A 22,680-nucleotide genomic window follows, 5' to 3' on the forward strand; every position below is an offset into this window, starting at 1 on the left:
CACACAACAAAGAAAAGCCAAAGTAATATTGGTATTCAAAAATTTTTTGGAGGAGCGTTCATGAAGATGAAGTTAAAAGGGGCATTGATTTCCACCGCATTAGCCCTCGGTGCTGTAACTGTTTCACCTGCTTTTGCTGCTTGGGAGCCAACCAAGCCAGTTGAGTTCATTATTCCTGCCGGTCCTGGTGGTGGTGCTGACCAAATGGCTCGCGTGATCCAAGGTATTGTCACCAAGCATAACTTGATGAAGCAATCGATCATTCCAATTAATAAGTCTGCTGGTGCAGGTGCAGAAGGTTTCTTGGCAATTAAGGAAGCTAAGGGCGATCCAAACAAGATCATCATTACGCTGTCAAACTTGTTCACTACGCCGATGGCAACTGGCGTTCCATTTAACTGGAAAGAAATTACTCCGGTAGCTATGTTGGCTCTAGACCAGTTTGTTCTCTGGACCAATGCTGATAAGCCTTACAAAAACGCTCCTGAATATATTGCTGCAGCAAAAGCAGCAGGTCCTGGTAAGTTCCGCATGGGCGGTACAGGCTCTAAGCAAGAAGATCAAATCATTACCGTAGCGCTTGAGAAAGCAACTGGTGCCAAGTTCACCTACTTGCCTTTCAAAGGGGGTGGCGCTGTAGCAGTTCAGCTCGTTGGCAACCACATTGATTCATCTGTAAACAACCCAATTGAGGCTGTTGCTCAATGGCGTGCAGGTAAGTTGCGTGCTCAGTGCGTATTTGATGACACTCGTATGCCTTACAAGCAAAAGATGACCGATACTCTCTCATGGAACGACGTGCCAACTTGTAAAGAAGTTGGAGTGGATACTGACTACGTGATGTTGCGCGGTATCTTCATGGCTCCTGGTGTAACACAAGAGCAAGTTGATTACTATGTAGAGCTTTTCAAGAAAGTTCGTGCCACACCTGAGTGGAAAGACTTCATGGAAAAGGGTGCATTTAATCAAACCTTCATGACCGGTAAGGAATTTAGAAACTGGTTGACCTTGAACGAAGCGCTTCACTTGCAGTTGATGACTGAAGCTGGTTTCTTGGCTAAGAAGTAATCTTTAAATAGGGCCTCGAATCCGGGGCCCTATCCCTGAGTAGATAAATTTACTTTTAGTGATTTCTAGAAGTAGTTCAATATTGTTTTTTTAATTAACCTTCATATTGGTGATCGAAGTAATGTCTGAAAATTCAAATAATAATAGTCACGAGTCGCTCGTTAGCGTCCGGACAATGGATATGATTACTGCAGCCTTGTTTATTGTCTTGGGTGCCATTTTTATGTATGGCTCTATCAAATTAGGCAATGGCTGGGGTTCGGATGGCCCTGAGGCGGGTTATTTCCCTTTCTACATTAGCTTGATCATGTCAGCGGCTAGTGCAGTTACTCTCTATAAGGCCTACGCCGATAAGAGTGAAGAAGAGGAATCTTTTGTTGATAAGGGCCCATTCAAACAGGTCCTCTCTGTTTTATTGCCAGCAGCTGTTTTCGTTCTCGGAATGCAGTTAATTGGTATCTATGTTTCTGCATTTATTTATATTGCGGTATTTATGAGATGGCTAGGAAAATACGCGCTTTGGAAATCGATTGTGGTTGGTTTGGGTGTATCTGTTGCGCTCTTTATGGTCTTTGAGATTTGGTTCCAAGTTCCGCTCCCGCATGGCGCACTCTTCAATCCATTAGCGATTGTTGGTGTGCAATAAAAATAACAATTACAAAAATTAAATAAGAAGGAGATCAAGTTGGAAGAAATTAGCGCTCTATTTCAAGGCTTTGCTGTAGCCTTGACGCCATTCAACTTATTACTAATGTTTGTTGGCGTAACACTTGGCGTGATTATTGGCGTATTGCCAGGTTTAGGTGGTGCTAACGGTATCGCGATTTTGCTGCCTTTAACATTTACTATGCCGCCTACCTCTGCAATTATTATGCTGTCCTGTATTTACTGGGGCGCATTATTTGGCGGGGCGATTACATCGATTCTCTTCAATATTCCGGGTGAGCCGTGGTCCGTTGCAACCACCTTTGATGGCTATCCAATGGCTCGTGAAGGTAAGGCTGGACAGGCTTTAACTGCTGCGTTTACTTCATCATTTGTTGGCGCATTCTTTGCCATCGTGATGATTACCTTCTTAGCCCCATTAATTGCTAAGTTTGCGCTAGAGTTTGGACCTCCAGAGTTCTTCTCGGTTTACTTGCTCACCTTCTGTAGTTTCGTGGGTATGAGTAAGGGTTCGCCATTCAAAACGATTGCATCAATGATGCTTGGTTTTGCGCTGGCTACTGTAGGTATGGACACCGTAACTGGACAACTTCGTTTAACTTTCGGAAGTCAAGAACTCATGCGTGGTTTCGACTTCTTGATTGCGGTTATCGGCTTGTTTGGTATCGGCGAGATTTTGGACTCCATGGAAGAGGGTCTGCAATTTAAAGGCGCTGCTGCAAAAATTCGCCGTCAGGTTGTATTGGAAACTTGGGCTACATTGCCAAAGTATTGGGCGACTTCATTGCGCAGTTGCTTAATCGGTTGCTGGATGGGTATTACTCCAGGTGGCGCTACACCAGCTTCCTTCATGGCCTACGGTGTTGCAAAACGCGTTTCTAAAAATGGCGACAAGTTCGGTAAAGGTGAAATCGAAGGGGTGATTGCTCCTGAGACGGCAGCTCATGCTGCAGGTACTGCTGCCTTATTGCCTATGTTGTCCTTAGGTATTCCTGGATCTCCAACAGCAGCTGTGTTGCTTGGTGGCTTGCTGATCTGGGGTCTCCAGCCTGGCCCATTGCTGTTCGTTGAGCAGTCTGACTTCGTATGGGGATTGATTGCAAGTATGTACCTTGGAAACATCGCTGGTCTGATCGTGGTGTTAACTTGTGTCCCTGTCTTTGCATCGATTTTGAGAATTCCTTTCTCAATCATTGCGCCAGTTATTTTGGTGGTCTGTGCAGTGGGTGCGTATACGGTAGGAAATGCTTCATTTGACGTATGGCTCATGCTGATATTCGGTGTGGTTGGTTATGTCTTTAAGAAACTAGACTACCCAATGGCTCCGATGGTTCTCGCCTTAGTATTGGGTGACCGTGCAGAAGACTCTTTCCGTCAGTCCATGCTCATGTCTGGCGGCGGTTTAGATATCTTCTTCTCAAACTACCTAGTAGGCGGTATCAGTGGCTTGGCGTTGCTCTTGTTGTTATGGCCTTTAATCAGCAAAGTAATCGGCAAGAAAAAAGCTGCTGCAGCGTAAGCTAAAGCGCTAAATGAGTAAAGAAAAGGGGGCGCAAGCCCCTTTTTCTATTGGAACAAAAAATCCGATAAAATCACCACATCATGAATTCCCGCAAAAACCACCTCATTCACTGGATTGCTGCTTTAGCAATCGCAATGAGTGCGCTTGCGCCAGCAGTTTCTCAAGCGGTGTCGCTTGCTAAACATGGTCAAGGTTTTGCAATGGAGATTTGTGCTGCAGATGGCACTAAATCGCAGATCAATATTCAAAGTGAAGATCAAGCAGACGTCGCAGAAGTGCAGCCTTGCCCTTATTGCATCGCTCACACAGCTATCACTCCAGCATTTAACACGAATCTGACATTCCAGGCACCGCAAACACTTGCTTTGCTGCCACAGCTTTTCTATCAGTCACCCAAGCCACTCGCTGTTTGGGTAACCCCTCCCTCAGCAGCACCTCCTACACAAGCCTAATTTATTAATTAGGGCATAGCTTTGCTATGCGATAGGCGACACCATGTTGCCGCAATCTTGTGTGGAGAAGTACATGTTTTTATCTGAAAAAGTTTCATCTCGCCTAAAGCGCGTTTATATCGGCATTGCTATGGGGCTAGCCATTTGGCTTCTCTATGCCAGCTATTTAATTCTTTCTAATGCAATCAATGCCCATACCCCCTTGGGTAGCGCGAAGCTTGTGCTCACGCCAATTGCTTCCATTCATAAGTAAAAAATTCAATTTATTAGCTATTAAAAATCCTGGAGTCAACATGAAAGTCTTAAAAATAACGCCGATAGCCTTAGTTGCATCTTTGATGCTTACTAATGCATACGGTCAAGCCGCCCCTAATTTGGATGCCCTCACTGTGACTGGGATTCAGGAAGCGCCTCTTACGCAAACAACGCTCACAGGCAAAGGGCTTAATCAGTCGCGTGTAAATACCCCCAATACTGCAGCTATGATCCTGAATATCCCCGGTGTAAGCATGTATACCGGTGGTGGCGTATCTGGCTTGCCAGCAATCCATGGTTTGGCGGATGATCGAGTTGCAGTAAGCGTGGACGGTATGCCACTCTTGTATTCCTGTCCAAATCATATGAACTCGCCACTCTCATATATCAGCCCATCTAATGTGGGTAGTGTAAAAGTGATTACTGGCCTTTCGCCAGTAAGTGCTGGTGGTGATAGCTTAGGTGGCGTAGTTTCTGTTCAATCTTTGCCCCCAGTATTTGCCAATAAAGGTGAAACGCTACAGCAGGGTGAGGTGGGTGCTTCTTACAGTAGTAATGCGCAAGCCATTGCTGGCAATATCAACCTAACAGCAGCTGGTGACGAATTTAGCGCTACCTACACAGTAGATTCAGCAAAAGCAAATAACTACACTGCTGGCGGAAATTTTAAACCTGCAGGCAATGGACTTAATGGCAATGTTGTTGGTGCATCAAGATATATCGCTACAAACCAACAGCTCTCATTAGCTTGGCAAAAAGATAACCACTTGGTTGAATTTAAAACCAGCTATCAATTTGTTCCATTTGAGGGCTATTCAAATCAGCGTATGGATATGACTAAAAATATCGGAACGCAATTTAATTTGAAGTACACCGGTCAATACGATTGGGGTAAGTTGGAGGCTCAGGCCTACAACCAAATGGTGAATCACCAAATGGATGACAACCAAGGGGCGAGAACAACTTCTGCCACTAACTTGACTCCACAAACTGCCATGCCCATGTTGACTGCAAGTTCTACGAATGGGGTAGATGTCAAAGGAACTATCCCACTCTCAGAAACCCAGTTAGCTAGAGTTGGGGGCTTATTCCAAACTTACAAATTGAATGATTGGTGGCCTCCTGTAGCGGGCACCATGATGATGTCACCAAATACATTTCAGAATATTAATAATGGAACCAGGGATAGGCTAGGGGTTTTTGGTGAGCTAGAGCAACAGTGGGCAAAAGAGTGGATGGGTCTTGCTGGCGTACGCATTGAGCAGGTCGCCTCTAATGCCGGAAATGTTCAGGGCTATAGTACGAGCGCCATGATGTATGGGGCAGATGCAAATGCCTTTAATGCTAAGCAACACCAACAAACCGACTACAACTGGGATTTAACGGCTTTATCTAGGTATAAGCCTGATCAGAGTCAAAACTATGAGGCGGGGTATTCACGCAAAACGAGATCCCCCAATCTATACGAACGCTATACCTGGTCCTCCAATAGCATGGCTGCAATTATGAATAACTTCGTAGGTGACGGCAATGGTTATGTTGGTCAAGTAACGTTAGCGCCAGAGGTAGCCAACACGTTTAGTTTTGCAAGTGACTGGCATGATGTAAATAAAGAGCTATGGGGATTCAAGACGAACCCGTATTACACCTATGTAAGTAACTATATAGATGCTACATGTAATTCAAGCTGTACCGCTAATCAATTTAATGTCCTTAAGTACGTCAATCAAGATGCGCAACTTTATGGAATTGATTTATCTGGTTTTACAGCTCTCGGTAAGCATGCTCAGTTAGGAAAATTTCAGTTGAACGCACAAGGCTCGTATACGCGTGGTCAAAACGTAACGGCTGGAACCAATCTATATAACATCATACCGCTCAATGGTACGGTTGGCTTAGTTCAGTTCTTGGGCGCTAATTGGACAAATACAATCCAGGGGCAATTTGTTACCGCTAAAACGAATTTGAACTCAGTTAGAAATGAGATTGCTACCGGTGGATATTCATTATTTAACCTGCGATCTTCATATGACGATAAAAAATATCGCGTGAACTTTGGCATCGAGAACTTGCTTAACAAGTTGTATGCTTTGCCACAAGGAGGTGCCTATTTAGGTCAAGGCCCAACAATGACCATGAACAACACCGGAGGATCTCCGTGGGGTACTGCAGTTGCAGGAATGGGTAGAACTTTCTACGTTTCAGCAAACATGAAGTTTTAATTGAAGCAAGGAAAAGGCAAGCGATGATCTCTAGAGCTTTAAGAATTTTGGCTATGCTGGCGACCATCACTATGCCTTTATCTGTTTTTGCTGCTAAAGAGCCTATTTACATTAATCTTGCTACCAATGATCCAGTCAAGGTTTTAATGGCTGTGGATGCTGGTCGGCAATATGCGGAAAAAGGTTATCCGATTGTTATTTATCTGAATGATAAAGCGGTGTCTCTTGGGCTTGCATCTAATGGTCATAAATCAAATGAAGAGCTGGCTCTGTTAAAGGCAATTGCTGGTGGCGCTAAGGTGATTATTTGCCCAAGTTGTTTAGAGATTTATGGATTTTCGAATCAACCATTAGTCTCAGGAATTATTGCTGGAACCCCGCATCACGTGGCTCATTAAGCGCTTAAAGCATATTTGATCCACATGGGTATGCTCATAAATCATTTTCGGAAAATTAATTGTTATTTTTAAAAAGGAGTAGGACATGTTTACAAAAACTTTGAAATCAGCTGTACTCGCAGTATTAGCAGCGCTATCACTATCAGCATTTGCTGGTGCCAATGATCCCTTATTTGTCAGCCTGACAAGTGATGAGCCGCATCGCGCAACGATGGCATTTAACTTCGGCTCGCATATGAATGCAGCTGGCCATCCATTAAGTGTTTTCTTGAGCGATAAAGGTGTGTACCTTGGCGTGAAATCCGGTGCAGCCAAGTATCCAGAGCAGCAGAAGATGTTGGCTGAGATTATTGCTAAAGGTGGAACAGTCATTATGTGCCCATTGTGCTTAAAGCACTACGGTTTTACTGAAGCGGATTTATTGCCTGGCATCAAAATGGGTGGCGCTAAAGTAACTGGTGAGGCTTTATTTAAAGACAACACCAAGACAATGACTTGGTAATCCAATATTTTTAGTACTATTAGTCATGCATTTTATTAAGCACCGTAAGCTCGTTCACTGGATAGCCGCTTTGGCTATCTTGGTTGGTGCGCTTGCGCCTGCTGTTTCACAGGCTTTATCTTTGGCCAATAGCGGCCAAGGTTTTGTAGTTGAGATTTGTACTACCGGTGGCAGCAAAATGACCCAGGTCATCGGTGATGATGAAACTTCTTCATCGTCTGCTATAGGTAGTCACTGCCCATACTGCGTAGTTCAGCCAATCTATTTATTACCTAGTATCGGTGCATTGGAGTTTGTAGCCCCACAAGGCTATATAGCTCAATCATTAAGCTCTTATCAAGCCCCTCAGATCCTCTCTGCATGGGTCAAACTTCCATCTAGAGCGCCGCCCACCCAGTTTTAAATCGCTTTGTTGGCATGACTTTGTCATGTCGTTTGGCAAGAATGTTTGCCCTTGATTTAAGAATGAATGTGGAGGTTTAGATGTACGCCATTATTGAACGCCCTGAAACTGGGGCAACAGCAAAACAGATTATTTCTAAAGTGTCGCAAGAGATCTTGCTGCCGAGTAATTTGCTCGAAGGGCATTATTGTGACAATCACTTTCCATCGCGTAAGCCGATCGACCGCTACTCCTGTGTAGAGCTGATCCGGTATATTTGGATTAATCATTCTTCTAGAAGGGCACTTCTGGTTAAGCTTCCTAAAGACTTATCTTCAGATGACGCTTTGATTCAGGGTTTTGACGATCACTACTTGGGTTATGTTCCCAAGAAGATTGGTAGAAGCTATTTAAAAGACCTGGCCATTTTGTATAAAAAGATTAACGACATTGAAAAATACAAGCGTCAGCTAGGCACCGGTATTTTTGCTTTAATGGGCACTGCTGGTATGAGTGTTTTTTCCAAGCGTGAACTCAGTAGTTTGCTTTCTGAGCAGGCTAAATCCCTGCGACCTGTCTATGCCATGATTGATGAGAGGCTCGACTCCCTGAGATCTGAGCTGGCTGAAAAAAGAGATATCTTCGTACGTGGCAGCACTAATAGTTATTACGATAGACTTGCAGCATGAGTAAGTGGCTAAGGAAATTGCCTGGATATCAAACCTATGCGCCAGGTTTGGAGCGCAAGGTTTTACTTCGGTTGCCCCAATTTACGGTAATGGGTATTCTAGCAATCTCACTACCTAGCTTGCTGGCAAGATTATTGTTGTCATCTAAAGCGGAGCGAATCATTGATATCTTGGTTATCAGTACAGAGATCTTCTTTCTGAGTATGGTTCTGACTTTAGCCATTGCCGCCTTAATTATCATGCTATCAAAGGGCCCGGCTTATGTGGCAGATGCTTATCCCTTGATAGAGTCTGATAGGCCAGCTGAATGAGTTTTATTTTTTGTTGGAGTTAAAGTAGCAGAATGCAAACTTGGTTGATGAAAAGAAATTGTTCCTTTTCCCCTAAGCAGGTGGGAGGTTTCTACATATCTATTGTGACCTTTTCTCTTTTAGTGGCAGGCTATTTTTATTTGATTGGGGCTTGGATAATTCTCATCTTTACCTCTATTGAGATTCTGGCGGTCACTATTGCCTTATATGTCTATACACGTCATGCATTGGATTACGAAAAGATTGCGATTTCAGGAAAGCAGTTATTGTTTGAAAGAAGTTGGGGTGGCAAGATTCAACAACATGAGTTCAACACTATTTGGACTAAGTTGGTTTATAACGAATCAACGGGAAAAGATTTGGTTTTGAAGACTTCCGCTAAAGAGGTGCCAATTGGTTTTTTTGTTGGTACCAATGGGCGAGAGCAGTTTGGAAAAGAACTTGAGAGATATCTCGGGATTTAAGATTAACTAGGAGGATGTTCGAATGAAACGTAATACATTATTAAATGCTTTACTAGCTACTGTCGTTGGCTTAGGTTTGCCTGCTACTGTACAAGCGCAAAATGCTAAAGTTGGTAGCGTGCAAATTGAAAACGCCTATACGCGTGCTACAGTTCCTGGTCAGCAAGTAGCTGGCGGCTTTATGAAGATTGAAAACAAAGGCGCTGCTGATCAACTCATCTCTGCAAGCTCACCAGTATCAGGTGAAGTTCAGTTGCATGAAATGGCTATGGAAGGCAATGTCATGAAAATGCGCCAAGTGAAAGATATACCAGTGCCAGCAGGTGGTGCAGTGGAATTGAAGCCAGGCGGCTTACATTTAATGTTTATGAACATCAAGGCACCCTTGGCTGCCGGCGAAACTGTTCCAGTCAAACTCAAGTTTGCTAAAGCGGGTGAAGTTGAAGTGAAGATGCCTGTCAATGCGATGGGCAATCCTGCTGGTGGCCACGGCGGAGCGATGAAGCACTAAGCACTCGCTTTTGTAACTTGTAGCAAAGGTATAAAAAAAGTCCCTAGTTTTACTTAGGGGCTTTTGTTTTACCGCATTGAATTTGTTGTTTGGGATTAATCCAAATTCAGATCCGTTACTGCACCTTTACTTGCAGTGCTGGCGAGGTGAGCATACTTGGCAAGTAAGCCGCGGGTATAACGTGGTTTAGGTTGTACCCAAGCAGCACGTCGCTTAGCAATCTCTTCATCACTCACATTGAGTTGAATGAGTAACTTATGAGCATCGATCGTCACAGAGTCGCCTTCATGAATAAGGGCAATTACACCGCCCACAAATGCTTCAGGAGCAACGTGACCAACCACCATGCCCCAAGTACCGCCAGAGAAGCGTCCGTCAGTGATGAGGCCGACTGTCTCACCTAAACCTTGACCAACGAGGGCAGAGGTAGGGGCAAGCATCTCACGCATACCAGGACCACCTTTAGGGCCTTCGTAACGAATGACCATGACGTCACCGTCTTTGATCTTTTGCGCCATGATGGCCGCCATGGCATCATCTTCAGAATCAAATACACGAGCTGGGCCGGTAATGGACGGGTTCTTGAGGCCGGTAATCTTGGCAACGCAACCCTCTGGGGAGATGTTGCCCTTCAAAATAGCTAAGTGACCTTGCTTGTACAGTGGGTTATCTAAAGTACGAATGACCTTTTGATCAGCGCGTGGAACTGAGGGAACATCTCTCAATGTTTCAGCGATTGTTTTGCCGGTAATAGTCATGCAATCACCATGCAAGAGTCCGCCATCAAGCAAAATCTTCATGACTTGCGGAATACCGCCAGCTTGGTGAAGGTCAGTTGCCAAATATTGTCCAGAAGGCTTCATATCCACGATGACAGGAACACGCTTACGAATACGTTCAAAGTCATCAATAGTCCAGTCGATCTCAGCAGCACTAGTAATTGCTAGGTAGTGGAGAACGGCATTGGTAGATCCACCAACTGCCATGATCACGCTCACTGCGTTCTCAATGGATTTTTTGGTAATGATGTCACGAGGACGCAAATTTTTCTTAATAGCCTCAACTAACACAATCGCTGACTCATGAGCGCTGGCAACTTTCTCAGCATCTTCATTGGCCATTGTGGAGGAGTAAGGCAAGCTCATACCTAAAGCCTCAAATGAGGAGCTCATGGTGTTCGCTGTATACATACCACCGCAAGAGCCGCTACCTGGACAGGCGTGTTGTTCAACACCCTTTAAGTCTTCTTCGTTCATACGTCCTGAGGTGAATTCACCAACGGCTTCAAACGCAGAAACAATATTCAGATCCTTGCCTTTGAAATGACCAGGTTTAATTGTTCCGCCATACACATAGATGCTTGGTACATTGGTGCGGGCCATTGCCATCATGCCACCTGGCATATTTTTATCGCAGCCACCGATAACCACAACGCCGTCTTGCCATAATCCATTAACGCAAGTTTCAATACTGTCAGCAATCACCTCACGGGAGATGAGGGAGTACTTCATGCCCTCAGTACCCATGCCGATGCCATCAGACACGGTAGGGGTACCAAACATTTGTGCTTTTGCGCCAGCTTCTTCAAGGGCGGTTACCGCAGCGTCTGCCAGTTTTTGCAAACCGCTATTGCAAGGAGTAATGGTTGAATGACCGTTTGCTACGCCAACCATCGGCTTAACAAAATCCTTCTCTTGGTAGCCCATCGCGTAATACATTGAGCGATTGGGTGCACGAGCAACCCCTTCGGTGACATTGCGCGAGCGTTCATTAAGGCGTTTCATGCTGATATTGACTCCAGAAAAGAATTTGTCGAAAAGCTCTATTGTGCCGTGAGACTAGGTGGAACGCAGGGGTTTATGCAGACTTCCTGCCCTGTTTCATAGCTTGCAATAAGCAGATTGTTCTATTGTATTTGGTGATTAAGGCTCAGAATTAGCTTGAGGGCTAATATCCTTAGTAAAAAAGCTGCGGTACATTGGCTCTACCTACTACTTTTTCCTTCAAATTCAATGACTAAAGTTGGCCACATCTACCTAATTGACGACGATGAGTCGATGCGCACCTCACTGAGTCGGATGCTAAAAGACGTGGGGTATATCGTGGAAGATTTCTCCTCCGCAGTGACATTTCTAGAGCATTCAGTGCCGGTAGCACCCGCAGTCATCCTGCTCGACATGCAAATGCCAGATATGACTGGATTAGATTTGCAGGAAAAACTGGTCCAACTGGGTCGTAAAACCCCGATTGTGTTTGTCAGTGGCCAGAGCCACCCTCATCAAATCGTCAAAAGCCTGAAGCGTGGCGCTGTCGATTTCCTCTTTAAACCCTTCAATTTGGAGGATTTATTGAAGGCCGTTGCTGATGCCCTAGAGTTTGATAGACGCCAGCTAAAACGCGTTTCTAAAGAGGTAGAAACCAAGAAAGACTATGCAACACTGACGCCCAGGGAGAGGGAAGTCTGCTTTTGGCTAGTCAAGGGATTGCTTAATAAGGATATTGCAGTCAAACTGGGAACGACAGATGCCACGATTAAGGTCCATAAGGCTAGAGTGATGGATAAGATGAACGTGGAATCAGTGCAGGTATTAGTCGCAAAGTATCTTGAGTCTGATTTAGAAAATTTCCAAAAAAGCTAGCTCTTGGGCTAATTTCCCTAGGCTTGTTTCCTGACTATGATTTCTTATTAATTTATTTTGTTATCTAAAGCACTTAAAGTACTTTTGTGAATTCAAACTCTACGCCACCTGAGATTGTCAAAGAGGCCTTTGCAGAGGCTAGGGAAAAGCTTGGCCTCTCCACTAAGGAGCTTGGCGTAAAAGCCTGTCTGTCTACTCGTCAGATTGAGCAAATCGAAAGTGGTGAAATGAGCTCCTTCTACGGAGCTCAAATTAAATTTACGGCTGCTAAAAAAGTGGCGAAGCTACTCAACTTAAGTGATGAGGATGCGTTTGACTACGGCGCCCAAGCTCAAGAGATATTCACTCCAAGTTCAGATGATCTGCCTATTGCAGAAGCTAAGTTGGTTCAAACTCCAAAGCTTGAGGAAGAGAAGCGAGTTCAACCTGCAAGGGTAGAGGTAGCGGAAGAAGTTGCTCAGCCAAAAGAATCAGTAAAAGAACTGGCAAAAGAAATACCAGAGCCCGCTAAAAAAGTTCAGTCCACAGAAAATTCATCGCCTAGTGCCACAGCTGAATCAAAACCTAAATCACAAAAGAACCGCTTTCTTTGGCTGAGCGTGATTGCTGCTGCAGTTTTTGCTGTGATTAATTTGCGCCCATTGTTATTTGCGGAGAAGCCAGAAGAAATCATTGTTGTTAAGGAGGCAATTGTTGAGCCAGTTCCTGCGGCAACCCCAGCGGAGCCTCCCCCAGTTGCTACAGCCCCTCCGGCAGTTGTTGCCCCAGTGCTTACGGCTCCCGTTGTCAGTGCTGAGGCATCAACAGCCTGTCCTGCTGAGGAGGGCATCATCAGTTACAAACCAGATGCACCTCGTAAGGCGGCAGAAATGGTTTATGTGCAAGCAAAATCAAAGCAAGTTGTCTGCGTAAACGATGCTTCTGGAAAGTTACAAAATAAGTTGCTTGAGTCTGGTGTAGGCGCATCTTTTTATGGCAAACCACCATTTAAAGTCCTAACGAGTGACCTTTCTCAGGTGGATATCTTTTTTCAGGGCGCAAAAGTCCGCCTGACTAATTCAAATCACAAAACTCTAGTGTTGGAAGCTGCTGAGGTGGTGACTACGTCGCCTGACCGGACCGACTCTCAGTTGCGCTAACTCACTGGGAGTTAGCATCTTCTGAGGGCAGTGTTTAGACTGCTGAGTCGTTAGTCTCGCCAGTACGAATACGAATAGCCTGCTCAATTGGGCTAACAAAAATTTTGCCATCGCCAATCTTGCCAGTACGTGCTGCTTTAGTAATTGCTTCGATTGCGGAGTCTACGCGATCAGATGCAACGACTACCTCTACTTTTACTTTAGGCAAAAAGTCGACTACATACTCGGCTCCACGATAGAGTTCGGTATGACCTTTTTGGCGACCAAAGCCTTTAACTTCAGTAACAGTGAGTCCGGTAACGCCTACTTCAGCTAAGGCTTCACGAACTTCGTCAAGTTTGAACGGCTTAATAATGGATGTGATTAGCTTCATATATTCCCCTTAATACAGTAATCATACCTAGAACTGAAAACCAATGCCCAGTTACGCCCTAAATTGGGAGGTAATAGGATAGCGCCAGTCACGCCCAAAGGCTCTGGTGGTCACACGAACACCCGGAGGTGCTTGGCGACGCTTGTACTCATTGAGCTTAATCAGGCGGGTAACTTTTTCTACGCTTTCTGGATCAAAGCCGGCGGCAATAATTTGGGCGATGGATTGGTTTTGCTCCATATAGCGCTCTACGATGCCATCCAATACTTCATATGATGGCAGGCTATCTTGATCGGTTTGGTCGGGACGCAATTCTGCAGAAGGAGCGCGCGTCAAAATCCGCTCCGGAATAATTGGGGCAATACTGTTGCGGTAAGCGCACAAGCGATAGACCAAGGTTTTGGCGATATCCTTAATGACTGCAAAGCCACCGGCCATATCTCCATAGAGAGTGCAGTAGCCCACAGCCATTTCACTTTTATTACCGGTTGTAAGAACTAGGCGGCCGGTTTTATTAGAGAGCGCCATTAGGAGAGTGCCACGTACTCGCGCCTGAATATTTTCCTCGGTGGCGTCCAGTTTGAGGCCCTTGAATTGCTCAGCCAAGGCATGCTCTAAAGCATCAACAGGTTCGCTAATGGGGATTTCATCATATTGAACACCCAGATTCTGAGCCATTTCTCTAGCATCAATCCAAGAGATATCAGCGGTATAGCGAGAGGCCATCATGACGGCGCGAACTTTGTCTGCCCCCAATGCATCAACAGCTATTGCCAGAACTAATGCTGAATCAACCCCACCCGAGAGGCCAATAATGACTCCTGGAAAACGGTTCTTCTGAACATAGTCTCGGACACCCAAAACAAGAGCTTGATAGGCCTGAGCTTCTACGCTTGATGGAGGAACTAGAGATCCTATCTCTAAGTCGGCGGATGCATTGACATCGACATAGCCTAGAGCGGTTTCAAACTGTGGCATGGTCATCACTACCTTGCCCGCGCTATTCAAGGCAAAGGATCCACCATCAAAAACCAATTCATCTTGGCCGCCTACTGCATTGACATAAACCAAAGGCATCTTGCTTAAGGCAATTTGTTTGCGCAGCACCTCAATACGTAAAGATTCTTTTTGGAGGTGATAAGGTGAGGCATTGAGAACCAGGAGTACTTGGGCGCCAGTAGCATGAGCCTGCTTAGAAGGGCCTGCATGCCAAGCGTCTTCACACAGAATGAGTCCATATTGGATGCCGGCATTTTCAAAGACACAGGCTTCGTTGCCTGGTGTGAAGTAGCGCACCTCATCAAATACTTCATGATTGGGTAATTCTTGTTTGGCATAACCGGCAATGACTTTGCCATCACGAATGACTGACGCATAGTTTTGTAAACCAGCGACAGTCTTTTTGGGGTGACCAACAATCACGGTCAATCCTGGAAATTTCTGGAGTTCCAGCACTAAACAACTGAGCTCACGATCGGCAGCCTCAATAAAGGCGGGGCGCAGCAGTAAGTCTTCTGGAGGGTAGCCAGTGAGCGAGAGCTCTGGCGTGAGAACTAGTGTGGCGCCTTGTGCATAAGCATTTGCGGCGGCTTGAGAAATGAGCTGCGCGTTACCGGGCAAATCACCCAAAAGAGGGTTGATTTGCGCCAGGGCAATTTTTTGCGAGCTCACTCCCAATTACAAATCAATTACTTCTGTGACTTGGCATAGCCTTCGATGCCATCCAAAATTTCTTTATGGGCACCAGCAACACCAGTCCAACCTTTAACTTTTACCCACTTACCTTTTTCGAGATCTTTATAGTGCTCGAAGAAGTGTTGAATTTGAGCGAGGAGTAATTCGTTTACATCTTCAGGCTTTTGCAAATGCTTGTAGATTGGCAAAATCTTATCTTCTGGAACAGCCAACAACTTCGCATCTTGTCCGCCTTCATCTTCCATCTCCAACATTCCGATGGCGCGGCAGCTCACTACTGAGCCTGGTACCAATGCAAATGGAGTAATAACGAGAACGTCAACAGGATCGCCGTCACCAGCAATCGTTTTTGGGATGTAACCGTAGTTGCATGGATAGTGCATTGCTGTACCCATGAAGCGATCTACGAAGAGGCAGCCAGTTTCTTTATCCACTTCATACTTCACTGGATCCGCATTCATTGGGATCTCAATAATGACGTTGAATGTTTCTGGGATTTTCTTGCCTGGGCTGACCTTGTCGTAACTCATAAATACTCCGCTTAGTGATTAATGTGCGTTCGATCTTAGCAAAGAGGCAGAGCCATACTGCTGAAGATTGAACCTATTCCTGTTAATAAAGCCATGAATGCTTTCTGACTTCTATTTTAAGGCTTTCTGCAGTAATACCTATAGATAGGTGCCCTAGGTTGCTTGACTAATAGTAGGCCATTGGCCTACTATTAGTCAAAAGGAATTGATATGAAGAAAATCATTCGAGTTAGCGTGGATCCAAATAATCCAAGCGGCTTCCCTAAGGGATTCGTCGATAAGAAACTACTGGATGCAACATCAGAGCGTTTAATTAAATTGCATCAACAGCAGGATGATGCTGAGGCTATGTTGGATGCCGCTCAATATGCAAAAGGTGTGCGCGAGAGAATTGGTTTATCTCAGCAGGAGTTCTCTAAGCGCATCGAAGTCTCTCTAGAAACCATTCGAAACTGGGAGCAAGGTAAACGCAGTCCCACTGGTGCAGCTAAAGCTTTGTTGAAAATTTTAGATAGAGCACCTGAGATTGCATTGTTGGCTCTCAGCGTTTGATGGCTACACTAGAATTAAAAATGCCTAGCATTGCTAGGCATTTTTAATTGATGCCTGGTTTACTTTTGTTAATCCAAAGTCTCCAAGTAACGTTGTGCATCCAAAGCAGCCATACAGCCTGTGCCCGCACTAGTAATTGCCTGGCGATAGATGTGGTCCTGCACATCACCCGCCGCAAATACGCCTGGAATATTAGTAGCAGTTGCATTGCCTTCCAGGCCAGAGTGAGTCTTGATGTAGCCGTTGTTCATATCGAGCTGACCAACAAACAATTCGGTATTGGGTTTGTGACCAATTGCAATAAAGGCACCAGTTACAGCAATATCTTCCGTGCTGCCATCAGCCTTCTTAATGCGAACACCAATCACACCTTTTTCATCGCCCAGGACCTCATCAAGAGTTGAGTTCAACTTGAGCTCCACTTTGCCTTCAGTTACTTTCGCCATGAGGCGGTCGTTGAGAATTGGCTCCGCGCGGAATTTATCGCGACGGTGAATCACGGTTACTTTCTTGGCAATTCCTGTGAGATAGAGTGCCTCTTCAACAGCAGTGTTACCGCCACCCACTACGCAAACGTCTTGATTCCGATAAAAGAAGCCATCGCATGTTGCGCATCCAGAGACGCCACGACCCATAAACGCTTCCTCACTAGGAAGGCCGATATATTGAGCAGATGCGCCCGTGGAAATAATTAAAGCATCACAGGTGTAGGTGCCAGAATCGCCAACTAAACGAATAGGCTTTTCAGTTAAGGCTGCAGTATGAATGTGGTCAAAGATGATGTTGGTATTAAAGCGCTCTGCATGCTTTAAAAAGCGATCCATGAGTTCAGGTCCTTGGACACCATCTGGGTCTGCAGGCCAGTTTTCTACATCAGTAGTGGTCATTAGTTGACCGCCCTGTGCCAAGCCGGTAATAAGGGTTGGGTTCAAATTGGCGCGGGCTGCATAAACGGCAGCCGTGTAGCCGGCAGGGCCCGAACCGAGGATGAGAACTTTAGAGTGTTTTGGGGTATTTGTAGTCATATTCAAATTATAGGATTGCTTGATTACAATCGGAAGAACATGGCAAGAACCGCATACCCGAAGTCCAAAACCCCTTTAAGCCCCCAGCCCCCTGAGAATCATGGGCAGGGTAGGATGCCCCGTCTCCTTCTAGAGGCTCGGTGGTTTATCTCTGTTGGCCTTTGTTTGGGCTTATTAGCTATTTTGGTGACTTATTCGAAGGCAGACCCTGCTTGGTCGCATGCTAGCTTTGAGGCTCCCAAGAACCTGGGAGGGCGTTTCGGGGCCTATTTAGCCGATTTAATGCTCTACATCTTCGGTATTTCGGCTTTTTGGTGGGTAGTGCTCTTTGGCCGTAGGGTGCTCAGCGGATGGCGTGAGCTTTGGAGTATCCCTTTGCCAGTAGACCCTGATGCCAAACCAGACTCTCTACTAATGCGTTGGTTAGGCTTTGGGCTGACTATATTGAGTAGCATGGGCCTCGAGTCCATTCGCTTACATTCCTTGACCTGGGAGCTTCCAAGACCTCCTGGAGGCATTTTGGGTGAGTTGATCGGCGACCCATTGCAAATGACCTTAGGTTTTACTGGTTCCACACTAGTCTTGCTGTTCACCCTTTGCGCAGGACTGTCTTTATTTCTCCATTTTTCCTGGTTAGATGTTGCGGAAAAGGTGGGGCGATCTCTTGAGCTTGCCTACAACCGCTTGCGCGAGCGACGCGATAGTGAAGAGGATCGCAAGCTAGGAGAGGCTGCGGCTGAAGAGCGTGAAGAGTTTGTTGAGGAGTTCCGCGGGCGCGTTGAAATTGCTAAGCCAATACAGATTGTTCGAGCACCTGTAGAGATTGTAAAAAGTGCTCGAGTTGAGCGTGAGAAACAGCAGCCACTGTTTGTAGACATTCCTGATTCAGAATTGCCACCTTTGGCTTTACTTGATCCTGTGCCGGAAGCGAAAGAAACCATCTCAGCTGATGTATTGGAATTTACTTCTCGTCTCATCGAGCGCAAGCTAGCTGAGTTCAATGTAGAAGTTAAAGTGATTGCCGCTTACCCAGGTCCAGTGGTGACTCGTTATGAAATCGATCCAGCGGTTGGCGTGAAGGGTAGTCAGATCGTCAATCTTTCACGTGACTTAGCACGATCCCTAGGTGTTGTGAGTATGCGCGTGGTAGAAACCATTCCAGGTAAGACTTGCATGGCTTTGGAGTTGCCAAACCCAACGCGTCAATCGGTTTATCTTTCCGAGATTTTGAGTTCCCAGGTTTATAACGATAGTCACTCCAACTTGACTCTCTCTTTGGGTAAAGATATTTCAGGTAGTCCGATCGTTGCTGACTTGGCAAAGATGCCTCACTGCTTAGTTGCTGGTACGACTGGTGCTGGTAAGTCTGTTGGTATCAATGCCATGATTCTGTCTATCCTCTTCAAGGCGAAGCCGGATGAAGTTCGTCTGATCATGATTGATCCGAAGATGCTGGAGATGGCAATGTATGACAAGATCCCGCATCTCTTATGTCCAGTGGTAACTGACATGAAGCAGGCCTATAACGCGCTCAATTGGGCTGTCAATGAGATGGAGCGCCGCTACAAGTTGATGAGTAAGTTTGGTGTGCGTAACCTTGCCGGCTTTAATAAAAAGATTTTAGAAGCCGAGGAGAAAGGTGAGAAGCTCACCAATCCATTTAGCTTAACTCCGGATGATCCAGAGCCAATCTACAAAGCGCCAGTGATCGTCATCGTGATTGATGAGTTGGCTGACTTGATGATGGTCTCAGGCAAGAAGATCGAAGAGTTAATTGCACGTATTGCTCAGAAGGCCCGTGCTGCAGGTATTCATTTAGTATTGGCGACTCAACGTCCAAGCGTGGATGTGATTACTGGTCTGATTAAAGCGAACGTACCAACGCGCATTTCTTTCCAGGTGAGCTCTAAGATTGATAGCCGTACCATCCTAGATCAGCAGGGCGCTGAAGCACTGCTCGGTATGGGTGACATGCTCTACATGGCACCGGGCACTGGATTGCCTGTGCGTGTCCATGGTGCTTTCGTATCGGATGATGAAGTCCACCGTGTGGTCGAATGGCTTAAGGAAAAAGGCGAAGCCAATTACATTGACGGTGTTCTTGAAGGCGCTGATGAATCTACGATGGATGCACTAACAGGTGAAGGTGGTGGTGAAGCCGATCCTTTATACGATCAGGCAGTCGCTATCGTTCTAGAAAACAAGCGCCCATCGATTTCTTTGGTGCAGCGTCACTTGCGTATTGGTTACAACCGAGCAGCCCGTTTACTCGAGGATATGGAGAAGGCAGGTTTAGTTTCGAAGATGGGTAATGGCGGTAATCGCGAGATCCTCCATCGCCCTTCAGAATAAGGCGACTCCATTGCGTAGATTTTTATCCGTAGCAACAACCATCTTTATCAGCCTTGCGCCCTTTGCATTTTCAAGTTCCGCATTTGCTGAGGGTGAGAGTGGTGCAGAGCAGTTGCGTCAGTTTGTGCGAAATTCTAAAACTGCAGAAGGTGATTTTATGCAGCAGCAGTTGCGCGCACCCAAGGCAAATGAACCCCAAGACAAAGGTTTAAAAGTAGTTCGTCAAACACAAGGACGTTTTGTATTTCAGCGCCCAGGTCGATTTATTTGGGATACCCAAAAGCCTTATGAACAAAAACTCATTGCCGATGGCAAACAACTTATTTTGTGGGATAAGGATTTAAATCAAGCAACTTTTAGACCGGCTGGACAAGCTTTAGCGGCTACACCAGCAGCAATCCTGTTCGGGGAGACTTCCTTAGACCAGCATTTTGAGTTAGTTGACGGTGAAGATCGCCTAGATATGAAATGGGTTGCTCTAGTACCCAAGAAAAATCCGAATGCAAAGAATGGTAATGACTTGCCTTACACCAAGATCTCAGTGGGCATGGCCAATGGTCTGCCTAAAGCGCTCGAGCTCATTGATGGCCTGGGTAGCGTGGTTCTGGTTACTTTAGACAAGATCCAGCTCAATATCAATTTGCCTGCCAGTCGCTTTACTTTCAATCCGCCGGCTGGCGCAGAAGTCTTACGCTTAAACTAACGTCTATACCCATTAACGAATAGAGCATCAGATGATTGATCCGCAATTACTCCGCAAAGATATCGCAGCCGTTGCTACCCGTTTAGCTACTCGCAAATTCCAACTGGATGTTGAGAAGTTCAACATCTTAGAGTCTGAGCGCAAATCTTTGCAAACTCGTACTGAGGAGTTGCAAGCTAAGCGTAACCAATTAGCTAAGGCTATTGGTATGAAAAAAGGTAAGGGTGAGGATGCTTCTGCTGAGATGGCTGAAGCGACACAGATCAACGTGGATATGGAGTCTGGCGCAGCACGCTTAGCAATTTTGCAGACAGAGATTGCGGATTTTTTAATGGGCATTCCTAACCTACCGGATGAAACAGTTCCGGTAGGTAAAGATGAAACTGAAAACAAGGAAGTAAAGCGATGGGGCAAAATCCCCGAGTTTTCATTTCCAGTAAAAGATCATGTGGACTTAGGCGCACCATTGGGTCTGGATTTTGAATCTGCTGCAAAAATTAGTGGCTCACGCTTCGTGGTTCTCAAGGGACCTGTTGCTAGATTGCATCGCGCCTTAGCGCAATTCATGATTGATCTACATACAGGTCAGCATGCTTATGAAGAGCTCTATGTACCCCTGATGGTGAACGCAGCATCTATGCGCGGCACTGGTCAGCTACCTAAGTTTGAAGAGGATCTATTTAAGGTTCCGCGTCAGATGGGTGGTGAAGATGGTGCGGGCGAAGCGAAGATTGAAAACTTTTATCTCATTCCAACTGCAGAAGTGCCGGTGACGAATTTGATGCGCGACACCATTACGGCGGTTGAAGAGTTGCCATTAAAGTTTGTTGCTCATACCCCATGCTTTAGATCTGAGGCTGGTAGCTATGGACGTGATGTACGCGGCATGATTCGCCAGCACCAGTTTGAAAAAGTAGAGCTCGTACAAATTGCCAAACCAGAAGAATCAATGCAGTTACTTGAGGAATTAACTTCACATGCAGAAAAGGTGTTGGAGTTGTTGGAGTTACCTTACAGAAAAGTACTACTCTGTACGGGCGATATGGGTTTTGGCAGCACCAAGACCTATGACTTAGAAGTTTGGATTCCGTCACAAAATGTTTACCGTGAAATTAGCTCTTGCTCCAATATGGGTGACTTCCAAGCAAGACGGATGCAGGTAAGATTTAAATCTGGCCAAGGAAAGCCAGAGTTAGTTCACACCTTGAATGGCTCTGGCCTTGCGGTTGGTAGAACAGGTGTTGCACTACTGGAGAACTTCCAGCAAGCTGATGGCAGCATAGCTATTCCGAAAGCCTTGCGACCATACTTGGGCGGCTTGGAAGTATTAAAGCCCGCCTAAGTAAGAAATCTAAGAAATACCCGAAAGCTATAATCGCTATTCGGTTCGGAGAGATGGCAGAGTGGTCGAATGTACCTGACTCGAAATCAGGCGTAGGGTCAAACCTACCGTGGGTTCGAATCCCACTCTCTCCGCCAATGGAATTATTAGGGCGAACTATCTAACCCTAATGCCAGCACCTAAAACGGTGTGACATCTATCTTTTTGCCCCGCTAAGTCCCGCCTTACACCCTTAAAAGTTACTTTTTATTAAGTTCGGGCTTTGCTAAACATAAGTTGGATTCCGTTTATTGTTGGTCAAGAGTTTGCTGAAGAGATTCAGCATTCTTGATGTATTCAATTTTGGCGATTTTTCCTTGACTTAGAAGGATGGCTGTTACGGCATCTTCCTCTCTTGGCCACCCTTTACTGTCTTCACTATTAAGAATGATGCCAACTGAGTAGGGTAGGTCGCGCATTGATGGTAGGGCAAAAGTTTTGGTGATAAATCCTGGCATTTTGCTCAAGTCAGAAAAATAGACGGTTTTCTTCGAGCTTAAATAATCCACCCCTTTTTGAGTCAGAACACTTTGTACGATAGTGTTGGCATTTCGACTGCCGCTAAAAAGTATGAGTTTTGTATCGGCAGGAATTAACCATGGCTTCTCATGCTGATCATTGATGGCTATTTTAGGAGTGGGGTCACCTACCTGGAGTAGTGGTGCTTGCGCCCATATTGTTGAGCTCATGACTGTTAGTGCAAGCACTAAGCCCGCGAAGCTTCTTTGTATATGTTTCATTTCTTCCCTTTTTGCTTTTTAAGAGCTTGATAGCTTTACTCAATGTATGTCATATAAAAATACATTATATATTTTTATATATTAGTGTACTATGAACTTGTGACAATAC

General features: G+C 45.5%; 25 protein-coding genes and 1 tRNA gene. 20 read left to right on the top strand and 6 right to left on the bottom strand.

All coding sequences use genetic code 11. The features are described 5' to 3' along the window. The first annotated feature begins 60 nt into the window (after nt 1-60). From FD975_RS03050 to FD975_RS03110, 13 genes are all read left to right on the top strand, one after another. A complete protein-coding gene (locus tag FD975_RS03050) occupies nt 61-1,068 on the top strand; it encodes a tripartite tricarboxylate transporter substrate binding protein (protein WP_215303003.1) in 1,008 nt (335 codons plus the stop codon). Between the two features lie 175 nt (nt 1,069-1,243). Then, the gene (locus FD975_RS03055) at nt 1,244-1,714 is read left to right on the top strand and encodes a tripartite tricarboxylate transporter TctB family protein (RefSeq protein ID WP_215303004.1); all 471 of its coding nucleotides are present in this window, start codon (nt 1,244-1,246) and stop codon (nt 1,712-1,714) included. 39 nt (nt 1,715-1,753) lie between these two features. Then, nucleotides 1,754-3,253, top strand: a complete 1,500-nt coding sequence (locus FD975_RS03060; protein WP_215303005.1) for a tripartite tricarboxylate transporter permease — start codon at nt 1,754-1,756, stop codon at nt 3,251-3,253. A gap of 83 nt (nt 3,254-3,336) precedes the next feature. Continuing rightward, nucleotides 3,337-3,708, top strand: coding sequence for a DUF2946 family protein (locus tag FD975_RS03065; protein ID WP_215303007.1), 372 nt, complete (start codon nt 3,337-3,339; stop codon nt 3,706-3,708). Between the two features lie 43 nt (nt 3,709-3,751). Continuing rightward, complete coding sequence (locus FD975_RS03070; RefSeq protein WP_215303009.1) at nt 3,752-3,961, top strand: hypothetical protein; 210 nt, start codon at nt 3,752-3,754, stop codon at nt 3,959-3,961. Between the two features lie 40 nt (nt 3,962-4,001). Then, complete coding sequence (locus FD975_RS03075; protein ID WP_215303011.1) at nt 4,002-6,185, top strand: TonB-dependent receptor; 2,184 nt, start codon at nt 4,002-4,004, stop codon at nt 6,183-6,185. Nucleotides 6,186-6,208: 23 nt separating this feature from the next. Beyond that, nucleotides 6,209-6,583 carry a hypothetical protein gene (locus FD975_RS03080; protein WP_215303012.1) on the top strand — a complete coding sequence of 125 codons (375 nt, stop codon included), beginning with the start codon at nt 6,209-6,211 and terminating at the stop codon, nt 6,581-6,583. Between the two features lie 85 nt (nt 6,584-6,668). Beyond that, on the top strand, nt 6,669-7,085 hold the full coding sequence (locus FD975_RS03085; RefSeq protein WP_215303014.1) for a DsrE family protein: 417 nt from the start codon (nt 6,669-6,671) through the stop codon (nt 7,083-7,085). Nucleotides 7,086-7,110: 25 nt separating this feature from the next. Further along, nucleotides 7,111-7,488 (top strand): DUF2946 domain-containing protein, encoded by a 378-nt coding sequence (locus FD975_RS03090; RefSeq protein ID WP_215303016.1) that lies wholly within the window; start codon nt 7,111-7,113, stop codon nt 7,486-7,488. Nucleotides 7,489-7,568: 80 nt separating this feature from the next. Further along, nucleotides 7,569-8,156: a hypothetical protein gene (locus tag FD975_RS03095; RefSeq protein WP_215303017.1), complete on the top strand. Its 588-nt coding sequence runs from the start codon at nt 7,569-7,571 to the stop codon at nt 8,154-8,156. Next, nucleotides 8,153-8,467 (top strand): hypothetical protein, encoded by a 315-nt coding sequence (locus FD975_RS03100; RefSeq protein ID WP_215303019.1) that lies wholly within the window; start codon nt 8,153-8,155, stop codon nt 8,465-8,467. The genes FD975_RS03095 and FD975_RS03100 overlap by 4 nt, the downstream gene beginning before the upstream one ends. A gap of 47 nt (nt 8,468-8,514) precedes the next feature. Beyond that, a complete protein-coding gene (locus tag FD975_RS03105) occupies nt 8,515-8,931 on the top strand; it encodes a DUF2244 domain-containing protein (RefSeq protein ID WP_256443844.1) in 417 nt (138 codons plus the stop codon). Between the two features lie 22 nt (nt 8,932-8,953). Next, complete coding sequence (locus FD975_RS03110; protein WP_215303022.1) at nt 8,954-9,442, top strand: copper chaperone PCu(A)C; 489 nt, start codon at nt 8,954-8,956, stop codon at nt 9,440-9,442. Between the two features lie 95 nt (nt 9,443-9,537). Here FD975_RS03110 and ilvD read toward each other — a convergent pair whose 3' ends face one another. Further along, nucleotides 9,538-11,226, bottom strand: coding sequence for a dihydroxy-acid dehydratase (ilvD, locus tag FD975_RS03115; RefSeq protein WP_215303024.1), 1,689 nt, complete (start codon nt 11,224-11,226; stop codon nt 9,538-9,540). 228 nt (nt 11,227-11,454) lie between these two features. On the opposite strand from ilvD, the gene FD975_RS03120 reads away from it, so the two are divergent. Both FD975_RS03120 and FD975_RS03125 read left to right on the top strand, forming a co-directional pair. Further along, nucleotides 11,455-12,081: a response regulator transcription factor gene (locus tag FD975_RS03120; RefSeq protein WP_215303025.1), complete on the top strand. Its 627-nt coding sequence runs from the start codon at nt 11,455-11,457 to the stop codon at nt 12,079-12,081. A gap of 86 nt (nt 12,082-12,167) precedes the next feature. Further along, complete coding sequence (locus FD975_RS03125) at nt 12,168-13,220, top strand: helix-turn-helix transcriptional regulator (RefSeq protein WP_215303027.1); 1,053 nt, start codon at nt 12,168-12,170, stop codon at nt 13,218-13,220. A 34-nt stretch (nt 13,221-13,254) separates the two neighbouring features. Here the strand turns inward: FD975_RS03125 and FD975_RS03130 are convergent, their stop codons facing one another. Genes FD975_RS03130 through ppa form a run of 3 tightly spaced genes read right to left on the bottom strand, consistent with a single transcriptional unit; the run spans nt 13,255 to nt 15,818 of the window. Then, a complete protein-coding gene (locus FD975_RS03130; RefSeq protein ID WP_215303029.1) occupies nt 13,255-13,593 on the bottom strand; it encodes a P-II family nitrogen regulator in 339 nt (112 codons plus the stop codon). Nucleotides 13,594-13,644: 51 nt separating this feature from the next. Next, the gene (locus tag FD975_RS03135; RefSeq protein WP_215303031.1) at nt 13,645-15,264 is read right to left on the bottom strand and encodes an NAD+ synthase; all 1,620 of its coding nucleotides are present in this window, start codon (nt 15,262-15,264) and stop codon (nt 13,645-13,647) included. Between the two features lie 17 nt (nt 15,265-15,281). Next, nucleotides 15,282-15,818 (bottom strand): inorganic diphosphatase, encoded by a 537-nt coding sequence (gene ppa, locus FD975_RS03140; RefSeq protein ID WP_215303033.1) that lies wholly within the window; start codon nt 15,816-15,818, stop codon nt 15,282-15,284. 210 nt (nt 15,819-16,028) lie between these two features. Between ppa and FD975_RS03145 the strand changes: the two genes are divergently transcribed. Then, nucleotides 16,029-16,370, top strand: coding sequence for a DNA-binding transcriptional regulator (locus tag FD975_RS03145; RefSeq protein ID WP_215303035.1), 342 nt, complete (start codon nt 16,029-16,031; stop codon nt 16,368-16,370). A 68-nt stretch (nt 16,371-16,438) separates the two neighbouring features. Here the strand turns inward: FD975_RS03145 and trxB are convergent, their stop codons facing one another. After that, nucleotides 16,439-17,395 (bottom strand): thioredoxin-disulfide reductase, encoded by a 957-nt coding sequence (gene trxB / locus FD975_RS03150; RefSeq protein ID WP_215303037.1) that lies wholly within the window; start codon nt 17,393-17,395, stop codon nt 16,439-16,441. Nucleotides 17,396-17,509: 114 nt separating this feature from the next. Between trxB and FD975_RS03155 the strand changes: the two genes are divergently transcribed. The 4 genes from FD975_RS03155 (at nt 17,510) to FD975_RS03170 (ending at nt 21,929) form a co-directional block, all read left to right on the top strand. Continuing rightward, entirely contained in the window at nt 17,510-19,747 is a 2,238-nt protein-coding gene (locus FD975_RS03155; RefSeq protein WP_371743391.1) for a DNA translocase FtsK, read from the top strand. Further along, complete coding sequence (locus FD975_RS03160; protein ID WP_215303041.1) at nt 19,707-20,450, top strand: outer membrane lipoprotein carrier protein LolA; 744 nt, start codon at nt 19,707-19,709, stop codon at nt 20,448-20,450. Before FD975_RS03155 ends, FD975_RS03160 begins: the two co-directional genes overlap by 41 nt. A 31-nt stretch (nt 20,451-20,481) precedes the next feature. Beyond that, nucleotides 20,482-21,792 carry a serine--tRNA ligase gene (serS, locus tag FD975_RS03165; RefSeq protein WP_215303043.1) on the top strand — a complete coding sequence of 437 codons (1,311 nt, stop codon included), beginning with the start codon at nt 20,482-20,484 and terminating at the stop codon, nt 21,790-21,792. 47 nt (nt 21,793-21,839) lie between these two features. Further along, nucleotides 21,840-21,929, top strand: a tRNA-Ser gene (locus FD975_RS03170). Between the two features lie 150 nt (nt 21,930-22,079). Here the strand turns inward: FD975_RS03170 and FD975_RS03175 are convergent. Beyond that, nucleotides 22,080-22,571, bottom strand: a complete 492-nt coding sequence (locus tag FD975_RS03175; protein WP_215303044.1) for a hypothetical protein — start codon at nt 22,569-22,571, stop codon at nt 22,080-22,082. Nucleotides 22,572-22,680 lie beyond the last annotated feature (109 nt).

It is taken from the genome of Polynucleobacter sp. AP-Jannik-300A-C4 (assembly GCF_018688335.1).
In the GTDB taxonomy this organism is placed as follows: Bacteria; Pseudomonadota; Gammaproteobacteria; order Burkholderiales; family Burkholderiaceae; genus Polynucleobacter.